The sequence below is a fragment of the Pseudomonas sp. Z18(2022) genome (genome assembly GCF_036346535.1).
In the GTDB taxonomy this organism is placed as follows: domain Bacteria; phylum Pseudomonadota; class Gammaproteobacteria; order Pseudomonadales; family Pseudomonadaceae; genus Aquipseudomonas; species Aquipseudomonas yamanorum_A.
This window is the reverse complement of sequence record NZ_JAOTOA010000003.1, coordinates 475,711-488,434: the sequence shown is the minus strand read 5'-3', so window position 1 is coordinate 488,434 and position 12,724 is coordinate 475,711. Positions and strand designations below refer to the sequence as shown.

13 protein-coding genes are annotated in these 12,724 nt (G+C 61.9%); 8 read left to right on the top strand and 5 right to left on the bottom strand.

What is annotated here, in order from left to right; genetic code table 11:
- Positions 1-142 precede the first annotated feature (142 nt).
- The 3 genes from V3W39_RS10270 to V3W39_RS10260 all read right to left on the bottom strand — a co-directional run bounded on the left by V3W39_RS10270 (position 143) and on the right by V3W39_RS10260 (position 2,701).
- Complete coding sequence (locus V3W39_RS10270) at positions 143-700, bottom strand: L-threonylcarbamoyladenylate synthase (protein ID WP_177043596.1); 558 nt, start codon at positions 698-700, stop codon at positions 143-145.
- A gap of 54 nt (positions 701-754) precedes the next feature.
- Positions 755-1,849, bottom strand: coding sequence for a DNA-processing protein DprA (gene dprA / locus V3W39_RS10265; RefSeq protein ID WP_177079096.1), 1,095 nt, complete (start codon positions 1,847-1,849; stop codon positions 755-757).
- Between the two features lie 63 nt (positions 1,850-1,912).
- A complete protein-coding gene (locus V3W39_RS10260; protein WP_330212591.1) occupies positions 1,913-2,701 on the bottom strand; it encodes a peptidoglycan-binding protein in 789 nt (262 codons plus the stop codon).
- Between the two features lie 150 nt (positions 2,702-2,851).
- On the opposite strand from V3W39_RS10260, the gene def reads away from it, so the two are divergent.
- The 5 genes from def to V3W39_RS10235 are packed head-to-tail and all read left to right on the top strand — an operon-like array spanning position 2,852 to position 7,408.
- The gene (def, locus tag V3W39_RS10255; RefSeq protein WP_003213617.1) at positions 2,852-3,358 is read left to right on the top strand and encodes a peptide deformylase; all 507 of its coding nucleotides are present in this window, start codon (positions 2,852-2,854) and stop codon (positions 3,356-3,358) included.
- Between the two features lie 57 nt (positions 3,359-3,415).
- Positions 3,416-4,375: a methionyl-tRNA formyltransferase gene (fmt, locus tag V3W39_RS10250; RefSeq protein WP_330212590.1), complete on the top strand. Its 960-nt coding sequence runs from the start codon at positions 3,416-3,418 to the stop codon at positions 4,373-4,375.
- Complete coding sequence (rsmB, locus tag V3W39_RS10245) at positions 4,372-5,682, top strand: 16S rRNA (cytosine(967)-C(5))-methyltransferase RsmB (protein ID WP_177043600.1); 1,311 nt, start codon at positions 4,372-4,374, stop codon at positions 5,680-5,682. Before fmt ends, rsmB begins: the two co-directional genes overlap by 4 nt.
- Before the next feature lie 22 nt (positions 5,683-5,704).
- Positions 5,705-7,078, top strand: a complete 1,374-nt coding sequence (gene trkA, locus V3W39_RS10240; RefSeq protein WP_003213611.1) for a Trk system potassium transporter TrkA — start codon at positions 5,705-5,707, stop codon at positions 7,076-7,078.
- Between the two features lie 18 nt (positions 7,079-7,096).
- Entirely contained in the window at positions 7,097-7,408 is a 312-nt protein-coding gene (locus tag V3W39_RS10235) for a tetratricopeptide repeat protein (RefSeq protein ID WP_177043601.1), read from the top strand.
- A gap of 130 nt (positions 7,409-7,538) precedes the next feature.
- Here the strand turns inward: V3W39_RS10235 and V3W39_RS10230 are convergent, their stop codons facing one another.
- Both V3W39_RS10230 and V3W39_RS10225 read right to left on the bottom strand, forming a co-directional pair.
- The gene (locus tag V3W39_RS10230) at positions 7,539-8,426 is read right to left on the bottom strand and encodes a lysophospholipid acyltransferase (RefSeq protein WP_003213605.1); all 888 of its coding nucleotides are present in this window, start codon (positions 8,424-8,426) and stop codon (positions 7,539-7,541) included.
- A gap of 40 nt (positions 8,427-8,466) precedes the next feature.
- On the bottom strand, positions 8,467-9,024 hold the full coding sequence (locus V3W39_RS10225) for a DNA-3-methyladenine glycosylase I (RefSeq protein WP_330212589.1): 558 nt from the start codon (positions 9,022-9,024) through the stop codon (positions 8,467-8,469).
- 81 nt (positions 9,025-9,105) lie between these two features.
- Between V3W39_RS10225 and glyQ the strand changes: the two genes are divergently transcribed.
- Genes glyQ through gmhB form a run of 3 tightly spaced genes read left to right on the top strand, consistent with a single transcriptional unit; the run spans position 9,106 to position 12,649 of the window.
- A complete protein-coding gene (gene glyQ, locus V3W39_RS10220; RefSeq protein ID WP_003213601.1) occupies positions 9,106-10,059 on the top strand; it encodes a glycine--tRNA ligase subunit alpha in 954 nt (317 codons plus the stop codon).
- The gene (gene glyS / locus V3W39_RS10215; RefSeq protein ID WP_177043603.1) at positions 10,056-12,110 is read left to right on the top strand and encodes a glycine--tRNA ligase subunit beta; all 2,055 of its coding nucleotides are present in this window, start codon (positions 10,056-10,058) and stop codon (positions 12,108-12,110) included. The genes glyQ and glyS overlap by 4 nt, the downstream gene beginning before the upstream one ends.
- Complete coding sequence (gene gmhB, locus V3W39_RS10210) at positions 12,110-12,649, top strand: D-glycero-beta-D-manno-heptose 1,7-bisphosphate 7-phosphatase (RefSeq protein ID WP_177043878.1); 540 nt, start codon at positions 12,110-12,112, stop codon at positions 12,647-12,649. The genes glyS and gmhB overlap by 1 nt, the downstream gene beginning before the upstream one ends.
- The last annotated feature ends 75 nt before the right edge of the window (positions 12,650-12,724 follow it).

Here is a 12,724-nt window from a genome sequence, read left to right as displayed (position 1 = left end):
GGCTTTTGGGGCTCTGGCACCTGTAAGGGCCCCATCGCGGGCAAGCCCGGCTCCCACAGTTGATCTTCAGTGCACACAAAATATGTGTTCAACAGAGATCCCTGTGGGAGCCGGGCTTGCCCGCGATGGCCGCGACTCGGTCTCAAGACGGGCGCACAACCTCACCCGTCGCCAGATCCCGAATCAGACTCGGGTTCTTGCGCCCCCCCAGGTTCCCGCCCAACACCCGATCCACCTGCCCACGGAAATACTGCTCCACACGAATCCGTGTGCGCGCCGCCGGGCGGCCTTGTGGATTGGCCGAGGTGGAAATCAACGGCCCGACCAGCGAGCACAAATCCCGCACCTGCGGATGATCGGTCACCCGCAACGCCACCGTGTCATGCACCCCGGTAATCCATTCGGGCAACAAATCCTGATGGGGCACGAGCCACGTATTAGGGCCGGGCCAAGTGCTGGCCATGCGGTCCATCCACACATCCGGGAAATCTTCGAAGAGAAAATCAAACTGGCGGATATTGTCGGCAATCAGGATCAGGCCTTTATCCACAGACCGGCCCTTGATCGCCAGCAGCCGATCCACCGCTTCCTCGTTCCAAGGGTCACAGCCCAGGCCCCAGACTGCCTCGGTTGGATAGGCAATCACCGCGCCTGCGCGAATTTCTCGTGCGGCTTCTCGCACACGCCACCTGTTGACCATTGCTCACTCTCCGGACTAAAGCTCTGCGCAGTTTACCGATCTTCGTTACAAAACCTAGCCGCGCGCAAGCCAGCGTCCGCTTTCGCAGATCACCCGGCCCTCCAGTTCCAGCTCCGTGAGGCTGGCCAGCACCTCGGACAAGGCCCTTCCGCTGGCAATCGCCAAGGCTTCACTGGTGTGCGGCGCGGCGTGCAACAGCGCCACCAGCGGATGAGTGACCGCCACCGGCGCCGGGCGGGACAGTGCCTGCCAGCCACGCAAGTTTTCGAGGATGTGTTCAATGGTTTCCACCAGCACGGCGCCATCGCGAATCAACTGATGGCAACCTTTGGCGCCTGGGTGATGGATCGAGCCGGGAATCGCGTAAACCTCGCGCCCTTGCTCAGCCGCCAGCCGCGCGGTGATCAGCGAACCACTGGCCATGCTGGCTTCCACTACCAGCACTCCAAGGGACAGGCCGCTGATAATTCGATTGCGCCGTGGGAAGTTGCCGGCCTGGGGCGCAGCGTCCAACGGAAACTCGGAAACCACCGCGCTGCCTTGGGCAATCATCGCCTCGGCCAGGCGTCGGTGGCGCTGTGGATAAAAATTTTCAAGCCCGGTGCCCAGCACGCCGATTGTATGCCCCCCGACATCCAAAGCCGCCTGGTGAGCAGCACCGTCAATACCCAGGGCAAGGCCACTGGTGATGACAAAACCAGCACTCGCCAGGCTGCGGGAAAACGCGGCGGCGGTGTCCATTCCTGGCCTGGAGGCACGGCGGCTGCCCACCATCGCCAGTTGCGGCTTTTCCAGAATCGCCGGGTTGCCGGCAACGAATAACAGTGGGGGCGCGTCATCCAATTCTGCGAGCAACGCGGGGTAGTCTGGCTGGTCCCACATCAGCAAATGCTGGGCCGGACGCTCCAGCCAGCGCAACGCGACGCTGGCGCCATCACGCACTTCCTCGCTGCGCCGGGCATCGGCACTGGTCATCTTGAGTCCCAGGGAACACCAGGCACTGGCCGGTGCGCTGATGGCTTTTGACGCAGAACCAAATGCCTCGATGAGTTTTTTAAAGCCCTTGGGACCCAGCTCCGGCAGCCTGTGCAAGCGTAGTCGGGCTTCCAGTTCTGCCGGGGAAATTTCACGGTCATTCGTCGGTAACATTTGATCGTCCTTGATCGGAACAAGCTGTGGATAACTCTGTTGGTAACTTATTTAGCAACCTAATTATTGCCTTCGATCAGGCACCTCAAACCGGTCCCCCACCGCCAGGGAGCGCGACGCGCTGATCACCAAGCCGTAACTGAGTTTTTCGTAGGTGCGGAACACCATGAGCGTTCCCACAGGCTCGTCGGGAATCTTCACCGGGGCGCCGGTTACCCTGTCCCGAACGGTTTCCCCGGTGTTCACCACGGCCAGCAAATGACCTTCCATCAGGCCGTTACGCCGGCCCTTGTTCAATGTCACCGCGTCCAGTACGCCGATCTGTGTCACGCCTCGGGGCACGTCGATGATGCGCCCGGCAATCGCCTCGGCAGGCCACTGAATCACCAGGCTCGTGAGATCGGTGGGGGCTTGGGGGCTGAGCAGTCGGTCCCCGGGACGCACCTCCTGGGTCACCCGCTGCACGCCCAATGTGCTGACATCGCCCGCGGTCACAAAACGCGCGGTGCCGATGTCGTCAGCGTTGATGCCCAGCAATTCCTGGCTTTCAGGGTCGGTGTAGGCCTTGCCCCGGCGAAAGATCCCGTAGGTTTGGACGGCGGGGTCCAGGGCGCCCCGCGCATAAACGCGCTCGCCGTTGGCGCCCAATACCCGCCCGGCATCTGCTGCAACAATATAGGGAGCGTGGTCCAGTTCCTGGGGCGTATCGAGCATGCGGTTGTGCAGTAAAAAGCGCTGGATGGCTTGCTGGGTATGAAGCGCCAGCGGCTGACCAGCCTGTGGAAAGCTGGCGGGAACCTGGGCAACAACGGCCTGGGCCCACAGCAGCAAGACGAGTAGCGATTTCCTCATGGGGTGAATCTCCTTTATTATGTGCATTCGCGTGAAACGCCTTGGCCTTCGCGGCTTCCGGACGTTTTCCCACGGCACTTACACCGGCACAGCAGGGATCCATCCCCGGCGCCGACTTGCCTTTACCTCACATGTGCAGCAATTACGCTTATGGCTATTTTGAACATCCTCGAATTTCCGGACTCACGCCTGCGCACCATCGCCAAGCCAGTGGCCGTAGTGGACGCCAAGGTTCGTCAGTTGGTCGATGACATGTTTGAAACAATGTATGAAGCCCCGGGTATCGGCCTCGCCGCGACCCAGGTCGACGTGCATCAGCGCGTCGTGGTCATGGACCTGTCCGAAGACCGCAGCGAGCCTCTGGTGTTTATCAACCCTGAGTTCGAAACCCTGACCGACGAGATGGGCCAGTACCAGGAAGGTTGCCTGTCGGTGCCGGACTTCTACGAGAACGTCGACCGTCCCCAGCGCGTCAAGATCAAGGCCCTGGACCGTGACGGCAAGCCGTTCGAGATGATTGCCGAAGGCCTTTTGGCGGTGTGCATCCAACACGAATGCGACCACCTTAACGGCAAGCTATTTGTCGATTACCTGTCCACGCTTAAACGCGACCGGATCAAGAAGAAGCTGGAAAAGAAGCATCGCCAGCAAGCTTGATTCCCTTCTTTCAAAGGCTTGCTCCGGCAAGCCTTTTTCTTTTGTGAGACGTTTCCCATGACCGAGCCACTGCGCATCGTTTTTGCCGGCACCCCCGAATTCGCCGCTGAACACCTCAAGGCCCTGCTCGCCAGCCCGTATCAAATCGTGGCGGTCTACACCCAGCCCGATCGCCCGGCCGGTCGTGGGCAAAAACTGATGCCCAGCCCGGTCAAGCAGCTGGCGCTGGAAAACAACATTGTGGTGTTGCAGCCGCCGACGCTGCGCAACGCCGATGCCCAGGCGGAACTGGCGGCGCTGAAGCCGGACCTGCTGGTGGTGGTGGCGTACGGTTTGATCCTGCCCCAGGTCGTGCTGGATATCCCGCGTCTGGGCTGCATCAACAGCCATGCCTCGTTGCTGCCGCGCTGGCGCGGTGCGGCGCCGATCCAGCGTGCGGTCGAAGCCGGCGACGCCGAAAGCGGCGTGACCGTAATGCGCATGGAAGCAGGCCTGGACACCGGCCCGATGCTGCTGAAAGTCACCACCCCGATCACCGCTGAAGACACCGGCGGCAGCCTGCACGATCGCCTCGCCGAAATGGGCCCGCCGGCTGTGGTCCAGGCCATCGCCGGCCTGGCCGCCGGCACCCTGGAAGGCGAAGTACAGGACGACAGCCTCGCCACCTACGCCCACAAGTTGAACAAGGATGAAGCCCGTATCGACTGGAGCCGCCCGGCCGTGGAGCTGGAGCGCCTGGTACGGGCCTTCAACCCATGGCCGATCTGCCACAGCACCCTCAATGGCGAAGCCTTGAAAGTACTCGCCGCTACCTTGGCCGAAGGCAAGGGCGCACCCGGTGAGATCATCGGCGCCAGCAAGGACGGCCTGCTGGTGGCGTGCGGTGAACAGGCGCTGTGTCTGACCCGTCTGCAATTGCCCGGCGGCAAGGCGCTGAACTTCAGCGATTTGTTCAACAGCCGCCGTGAGAAATTTGCCGCAGGCATCATCCTCGGCCAAGCGGTAGACGCCCAATGAACCCACGTCTGGCCGCCGCCAAGGCCCTGGCCGCCGTACTCAACGGCAAGGCTTCCCTCAACAGTTCGCTGCCGATCCAACTGGATAAAGTCGAAGACCGCGACCGCGGCTTTACCCAGGACCTGGCCTTCGGTACCGCCCGCTGGCAGCCACGGTTGTCGGCGCTGGCGGCCAAGCTGCTGCAAAAACCATTCAAGGCGGCGGATGCCGATGTCGAGGCGCTGCTACTGGTAGGCCTGTATCAACTGCTCTACACCCGCGTGCCAGCCCACGCCGCCATCGGCGAAACCGTCGGTTGCGCCGACAAGCTGAAAAAGCCTTGGGCCAAGGCCCTGCTCAACGCCGTACTGCGCCGCGCCCAGCGCGAAAGCGAAGCGCTGCTGGCCGAGCTGGAACATGACCCGGTGGTGCGCACCGCCCACCCGCGCTGGCTGCAAAAATCCCTGAAAGCGTTCTGGCCCGAGCAATGGGAAGCCATCTGCGCCGCCAACAACGCCCACCCGCCAATGATTTTGCGGGTCAATCGCCGCCATCACACCCGCGATGCTTATCTCTCTTTGCTGAGCGAAGCCGGTGTCGCGGCCACGGCCTGTGTCTACAGCCAGGACGGCATCGTTCTTACAGAGCCAGGCGATGTGCGTAACCTGCCAGGCTTCGCCGAAGGCTGGATCAGCGTGCAGGACGAAGCCGCCCAACTGGCCGCCGACCTGCTGGACCTGGCCCCGGGCCAACGGGTGCTGGACGCCTGCTGCGCCCCCGGCGGCAAGACCTGCCACATCATGGAAGTGCAGGCAGACCTGGCCGGCGTCGTCGCCGTGGACCTGGAAGCCAAGCGCCTGGTGCGCGTGCGGGAAAACCTCGCCCGCCTGGGCCTGAGCGCCGAGTTGATCGCCGCCGACGGCCGCGACACCGCCACCTGGTGGGACGGCAAGCCGTTCCAGCGCATCCTGCTGGACGCGCCGTGTTCCGCCACCGGCGTGATCCGTCGCCACCCGGACATCAAGCTGACCCGCCAACCTGACGACATCGCAGCGCTTGCCGTGCTGCAAGGTGAGTTGCTGGACGCGCTGTGGCCAACCCTGGAAGTCGGCGGCATCCTGCTGTACGCCACCTGCTCGACACTGCCGACCGAAAACACCGAGGTCATCGAAGCCTTCCTCGCCCGCACCAGCGGTGCACGGGAACTGGACCTCGACATCCAGGCCGGGATCAAGCAGCCTCATGGCCGGCAGTTGCTGGCCCAGGAAGGCGGCCACGACGGGTTCTATTACGCCAAGCTGATCAAGATTGCCGCCGCTCGCGGCTGAATGGTTTTAAGGGAGTGACCGGATGAAAATCATCATCCTCGGCGCAGGGCAGGTTGGCGGTACGCTGGCCGAGCATTTGGCCAGCGAAGCCAACGACATCACCGTGGTCGACACCGACGCGGAGCGCCTGCGGGATTTAGGCGACCGCCTGGACATCCGTACCGTACAAGGCCGCGCCTCGTTTCCTACGGTGCTGCGCCAAGCCGGCGCCGACGATGCCGACATGCTGGTGGCGGTCACCAACAGTGACGAGACCAACATGGTCGCCTGTCAGGTCGCCCATACCCTGTTCCACACCCCGACCAAAATCGCCCGGGTGCGTGAGGCGGCGTACCTGACCCGTGCCGGACTGTTCGACAACGACGCGATCCCGGTCGACGTGCTGATCAGCCCGGAACAGGTGGTGACCCACTACATCAAGCGCCTGATCGAACACCCGGGCGCCTTGCAGGTGATCGACTTCGCCGAAGGCAAGGCGCAGCTGGTGGCGGTCAAGGCCTACTACGGCGGGCCGCTTGTGGGCCAGCAACTGCGCCAGCTGCGCGAGCACATGCCCAACGTCGAGACGCGGGTGGCAGCGATCTTCCGTCGCGACCGGCCGATTTTGCCCCAGGGCGATACGGTGATCGAGGCTGACGATGAGGTATTTTTCATCGCTGCAAAAGCGAATATTCGCGCGGTGATGAGCGAAATGCGCCGTCTGGATGAAACCTACAAACGCATCGTCATCGCCGGCGGCGGGCAGATCGGTGAGCGCCTGGCCGAGGCCATCGAGAGTCGCTATCAGGTGAAGATCATCGAGATGAATCCGGCACGCTGCCGGTACTTGTCCGACACCCTCGACAGCACCGTGGTCCTGCAAGGCAGCGCCTCGGACCGTGACCTGCTGCTGGAAGAAAACATCGCCGACGCCGACATCTTCCTGGCCCTGACCAACGATGACGAAGCCAACATCATGTCGTCGTTGCTGGCCAAGCGGCTGGGGGCGAAGAAGGTGATGACCATCATCAACAACCCGGCCTATGTCGACCTGATCCAGGGTGGCGATATCGACATCGCCATCAGCCCGCAACTGGCGACCATCGGCACCTTGCTGGCCCACGTGCGGCGTGGCGATATCGTCAGCGTGCACTCGTTGCGCCGGGGCGCGGCGGAAGCCATCGAGGCGATCGCCCACGGTGATTCGAAGTCGAGCAAGGTGATTGGCAAGGCGATCCGCGATATCGGCCTGCCGCCGGGTACCACCATTGGTGCAATCATTCGTGATGAAGAAGTGATCATCGCCCACGACGACACGGTAATCGCCACGGGTGACCACGTGATTCTGTTCCTTGTGGATAAAAAACATATCCGCGATGTGGAGAAGCTGTTCCACGTGGGCCTGAGCTTTTTCTGATCAAACGGAGTGACCGACATGCTCGAATCCCTGGAAAAAATGCTCGCCAAGGGTGTGGATAATTCACTGCTGCGGTTTGGTTTGGGCAAGGGTTATCTGGATCTGAAGGACAACGCCAAGGCAGCGGAGCATTTGCAGAAATGCGTCGAGTTCGATGCGAAGTATTCGGCGGCGTGGAAGCTGTTGGGTAAAGCGCAGTTGGGGCAGGGTGACAACGTCGCCGCACGACACGCTTGGGAGAAGGGCATAGAAGCGGCCCTGGCCCATGGCGACAAACAGGCCGAAAAAGAGATGACGGTGTTCCTGAAGAAACTCGACCGCCAGGCCTGAGAGAGACTCCTGTAGGAGCTGGCTTGCCTGCGATGCAGGCAACTCGGTCTTTCAGTTACACCGAGGTGATGCCATCGCAGGCAAGCCAGCTCCTACACTAGATCTGCATGGGTCTACAGATCGACGTACATCAGTACCAGCGCGCCTCACCCGGCGGGCGTTTCTTGAAGCGCTTCATGCTCCACATGTACTGGCTCGGGTAAGCCCCCACATACCGCTCCACCACCTTGCTCATCGCCGCACACGACGTCGCGGTGTCGGTGCTGTACATGTCTTCCGGCGCCGCTTCCAGGATCACTTTGTAGCCCGAGCCATCCGGCAGCCGCAGGGCATGCAGGAACACCCCGACCGCCTTGTGCCCCGCCAGCATGTTCGGCACGAACTTGCTGGTCAGCGCTTGGGTGGCGAAGAACGGTACGAAGATCCCGGCGGATTCCGCCGGCTCCGGGTCGGCAGGAATTCCCACCTGGCCGCCTTTACGCACCTCCTTGATCACACTCAGGATGCCTTCCTTGGTGGAAGCCGCCACGCGGTTGCCCAGTTGCACCCGCTGTTTGCGCAGCAAATCATCAACCGCCTTGAGCTTGGGCGGGCGGTAGAAAATGATCGGTTTGCACTGGCTGCAATAGAAGTGGTTCAACACTTCCCAGTTGCCCAGGTGGCTGGTGATACCCACCACGCCTTTGCCCGAGGCCAGGGCTTCGTGCAGCACTTCCAGGCCTTCGACCTCACGCACCAGGTCGATGGAGCGCTGGGCCGGCCAGATCCACGCACAGGCGCTTTCGGTCAGGGATTTGCCGATGTCCATCAGGCTACGGCCCACCAGGCGCTCGCGCTCGGCCGGGTCCATGTCCGGGAAGCATTTGGACAGGTTGATCCGCACCGTCTCGCGGGAGCGGTTGGGGGTTTTCCACATGATCCAGCCAATTGCCGAACCGACCGCTTGCACCGCGCGCCAAGGCAGCAGGGCAAACAACCGAAGAGCGCCTACCAGCAAGGCGCCTTTAAACTTTTCCACAGGTCACTCCTGATCGTGTGTGGTGCGCAAAGCCGCCATTCTAACCGGCGTTGGCGAGGTCCGCGTAACGGTCGCAGTCCTGAGTGTGGTCCATGACCATGCCCGAGGCCTGCATGAACGCGTAGCAGATGGTTGGCCCGACGAACGTGAAGCCGGCTTTTTTCAGGGCTTTGCTCATGGCTTCAGCCTCCGGTGTAATCGCCGGGACCTGGCTGCGATCCTTGAAATGATTGACCTTGGGCACACCGCCCACAAACGACCACAGAAACTCCACTGGGTCCTCTAGCGCCAGCCAGGCGGCGGCATTGCGCCGGGTGGCATTGAGTTTCAGGCGGTTACGCACGATGCCCGGATCGAGCATCAGCGCCTCGATCTCGGCATCGCTCAGTTGAGCCAAACGTTGCGCATCAAAACCGAACAAGACCTTTCGATAATGCTCGCGTTTGCGTAAAACGGTGATCCAGGACAGGCCCGCCTGGAACCCTTCGAGCAAAAGCAACTCGAACAGTCCCAGCGCATCGCGCAGCGGCGTTCCCCACTCCTGATCGTGATAAGCCATGTACAGCGGATCTTCAGAACACCAAAAGCAGCGTGGCATAAGGCTCCAGGGGATGGTGGCGCGGCCGAATCGGGTATACTCCCGCTCTTTAAATCGCAGCCCAAGTAACAGGTGAATTTCGTGAGCCAGCCTACGCCAGCCGTGCGTACCTTCCAAGACTTGATCCTCGCCCTCCAGCAATACTGGGCCGAGCAAGGTTGTGTGGTACTTCAGCCCTACGATATGGAAGTAGGCGCCGGCACTTTCCACACCGCTACCTTCCTGCGGGCCATCGGCCCGGAAACCTGGAACGCCGCTTATGTGCAGCCCAGTCGTCGCCCGACTGACGGCCGCTACGGCGAAAACCCGAACCGCCTGCAGCACTACTACCAGTTCCAGGTGGTGTTGAAGCCGAACCCGGACAACTTCCAGGAGCTGTACCTCGGCTCGCTGAAACACGTCGGCCTGGACCCGCTGGTCCACGACATCCGTTTCGTCGAAGACAACTGGGAATCGCCAACCCTCGGCGCCTGGGGCCTGGGCTGGGAAGTCTGGCTCAACGGCATGGAAGTGACGCAGTTCACTTACTTCCAGCAAGCCGGCGGCATCGAGTGCTACCCGGTGACCGGCGAGATCACCTACGGTCTCGAGCGCCTGGCCATGTACCTGCAAGGCGTGGATTCGGTCTACGACCTGGTGTGGGCTGACGGCCCGTTCGGCAAGGTCACCTATGGCGACGTGTTCCACCAGAACGAAGTGGAGCAGTCGACCTACAACTTCGAACACGCCAACGTCGAGAAGCTGTTCGAACTGTTCGACTTCTATGAAAGCGAAGCCAAGCGCCTGATCGAACTGGATCAGCCGCTGCCGTTGCCGAGCTATGAAATGGTTCTGAAGGCATCCCACACCTTCAACCTGCTGGACGCCCGCCGCGCCATCTCGGTAACCGCGCGCCAGCAATACATCCTGCGTGTACGCACCCTGGCGCGTTCCGTCGCCCAAGCCTACCTGCTGGCTCGCGCCAAGCTGGGCTTCCCGATGGCAACCCCGGACCTGCGTGATGAAGTGTTGGCTAAGCTGGAGGCTGCACAATGAGTGCTCAAGATTTCCTGGTTGAACTGGGCACCGAAGAGCTGCCACCCAAGGCACTCAACACCCTGGCCGATGCGTTCCTGGCCGGTATCGAAAAAGGCCTGCAGACCGCTGGCCTGAAGTTCGCCGCAAAGAAGGTCTACGCCGCGCCGCGCCGCCTGGCTGTGTTGCTCACCGCGCTGGAAACCCAGCAGCCGGACCGCAGCATCAACCTCGACGGCCCGCCACGCCAGGCCGCCTTCGATGCTGAAGGCAACCCGACTCAAGCCGCCCTGGGTTTCGCCAAGAAGTGTGGTGTTGAGCTCAGCGAAATCGACCAGAGCGGTCCGAAACTGCGTTTCAGCCAGGTGATCACCGGCAAGCCGACCGCCAGCCTGTTGCCGACCATCGTCGAAGACTCCCTGAACGACCTGCCTATCCCCAAGCGCATGCGCTGGGGTGCGCGCAAGGAAGAGTTCGTGCGTCCGACCCAATGGCTGGTGATGCTGCTCGGTGACCAGGTCATCGACTGCACCATCCTCGCCCAGAAGGCAGGCCGTGATTCCCGTGGTCATCGCTTCCACCATCCTGAAGCCGTGCGCATCACCTCGCCGGCCAACTACGCCACTGACCTGCGTGCCGCCTACGTGCTGGCGGACGCCAATGAGCGTCGCGAGCTGATCAGCAAGCGCACCGAAGAGCTGGCCCGCCTGCAGGAAGGCACCGCCATCGTGCCGCCAAGCCTGCTGGACGAAGTGACCGCTTTGGTTGAATGGCCAGTGCCGCTGGTGTGCTCATTCGAGGAACGTTTCCTCGACGTGCCGCAAGAAGCGCTGATCACCACCATGCAGGACAACCAGAAGTATTTCTGCCTGCTGGACGTGGACGGCAAGTTGCTGCCGCGCTTCATCACCGTGGCCAACATCGAAAGCAAGGACCCGCAGCAGATCATCGCCGGTAACGAAAAAGTCGTTCGCCCGCGCCTGACCGACGCCGAGTTCTTCTTCAAGCAAGACAAGAAGCAGAAGCTCGAAGACTTCAACCTGCGCCTGCAAAACGTGGTGTTCCAGGAAAAACTCGGCAGCGTCTACGACAAGGCGGTGCGGGTTTCCAAGCTGGCGGCCTACATTGCACCACGCATTGGTGGCGACGCGGCCTGGGCTGCGCGTGCCGGCCTGCTGTCCAAGTGCGACCTGGCCACCGAGATGGTCGGCGAGTTCCCGGAAATGCAAGGTGTTGCCGGTTACTACTACGCCCTCAATGACGGAGAGCCGGACGACGTCGCCCTGGCGCTGAACGAACAGTACATGCCGCGCGGCGCTGGCGCCGAGCTGCCGACCACCCTCACCGGTGCGGCCGTGGCCATCGCTGACAAGCTGGATACCCTCGTCGGTATCTTCGGTATCGGCATGTTGCCTACCGGCAGCAAAGACCCGTATGCCCTGCGCCGTGCCGCCCTGGGCGTGCTGCGCATCCTGATCGACAAGAAGCTCGACCTCGACCTGACCCAGGCCGTGGTGTTTGCTGTCGGCCAGTTCGGTGCCAAGGTCAAGCAAGCCGGCCTGGCCGAGCAAGTGCTGGAGTTCGTGTTCGACCGCCTGCGTGCGCGTTACGAAGACGAAGGCGTGGACGTTTCGGTCTACCTGTCGGTGCGTGCCCTGCAACCGGGTTCGGCGCTGGACTTCGACCAACGCGTGCAGGCCGTACAAGCCTTCCGCAAGTTGCCGGAAGCCGATGCCCTGGCCGCCGTGAACAAGCGTGTGTCGAACCTGCTGAGCAAGGCCGACAACCTCGGCAATGCCGAAGTCGACCCGGGCCTGTTCGCCGATGCCAAGGAGTTCTCGCTGAACTCGGCCATCGCCAAGGCAGAAAATGCAGTGAAGCCGCTGATCGCCGAGCGCAACTACGCCGAAGCACTGGCGCGTCTCGCGACTTTGCGTGAGCCGGTGGATGCGTTCTTCGAAGCGGTGATGATCAATGCCGAAGACGCAGGTGTGCGGAAAAACCGCTACGCCATGCTGGCGCGTCTGCGTGGCCTGTTCATCAATATCGCTGACATTTCCGTACTGGGCTGATCATGTTGAAACTGCTGATTCTCGATCGGGACGGAGTGATCAATTACGACTCCGACGCTTACATCAAATCGGTGGCGGAATGGATTCCACTGCCCGGCTCGATCGAGGCCATCGCGCAGTTGAGCAAAGCGGGCTGGACGGTGGCCATCGCCACCAACCAGTCCGGCATCGCCCGCGGCTACTACGACATCGCCACCCTCGACGCCATGCACGCGCGCCTGCGCACGCTGGTGGCCGAGCAGGGCGGTGAAGTAGGGCTGGTGGTGTATTGCCCCCACGGCCCGGACGAAGGCTGCGATTGCCGCAAGCCCAAACCGGGTATGCTTAAAACTATTGCTGAACATTACAACGTGCCGTTGGCGGGTCTATGGTTTGTCGGGGACAGCCTCGGTGACCTGGAAGCCGCCAAAGCCGTCGACTCTCAGCCAGTTTTGGTAAAAACCGGGAAAGGCGAAAAGACCCAGGCTAAAACCCTGCCGGTAGGTACCTTGATTTTTGACGATCTGGCGGCGGTTGCCGCAGAACTTATCAACAACTAGCAGCCCTTCTGACTTCCTGACCAAGGACTGTTCGGGAGCGCGCTTTTAACAGGCGGGCGTTGTCCCGCAACGGTA

Excerpts from the sequence above, each read along its gene's own strand:
- fmt (WP_330212590.1), top strand. The coding sequence starts at position 3,416 with ATGACCGAGCCACTGCGCATCGTTTTTGCCGGCACCCCCGAATTCGCC.
- V3W39_RS10270 (WP_177043596.1), bottom strand. The coding sequence starts at position 700 with ATGGTCAACAGGTGGCGTGTGCGAGAAGCCGCACGAGAAATTCGCGCA.
- V3W39_RS10260 (WP_330212591.1), bottom strand. The coding sequence starts at position 2,701 with ATGAGGAAATCGCTACTCGTCTTGCTGCTGTGGGCCCAGGCCGTTGTT.
- def (WP_003213617.1), top strand. The coding sequence starts at position 2,852 with ATGGCTATTTTGAACATCCTCGAATTTCCGGACTCACGCCTGCGCACC.
- dprA (WP_177079096.1), bottom strand. The coding sequence starts at position 1,849 with ATGTTACCGACGAATGACCGTGAAATTTCCCCGGCAGAACTGGAAGCC.
- V3W39_RS10225 (WP_330212589.1), bottom strand. The coding sequence starts at position 9,024 with ATGCCACGCTGCTTTTGGTGTTCTGAAGATCCGCTGTACATGGCTTAT.
- rsmB (WP_177043600.1), top strand. The coding sequence starts at position 4,372 with ATGAACCCACGTCTGGCCGCCGCCAAGGCCCTGGCCGCCGTACTCAAC.
- trkA (WP_003213611.1), top strand. The coding sequence starts at position 5,705 with ATGAAAATCATCATCCTCGGCGCAGGGCAGGTTGGCGGTACGCTGGCC.
- V3W39_RS10235 (WP_177043601.1), top strand. The coding sequence starts at position 7,097 with ATGCTCGAATCCCTGGAAAAAATGCTCGCCAAGGGTGTGGATAATTCA.
- glyS (WP_177043603.1), top strand. The coding sequence starts at position 10,056 with ATGAGTGCTCAAGATTTCCTGGTTGAACTGGGCACCGAAGAGCTGCCA.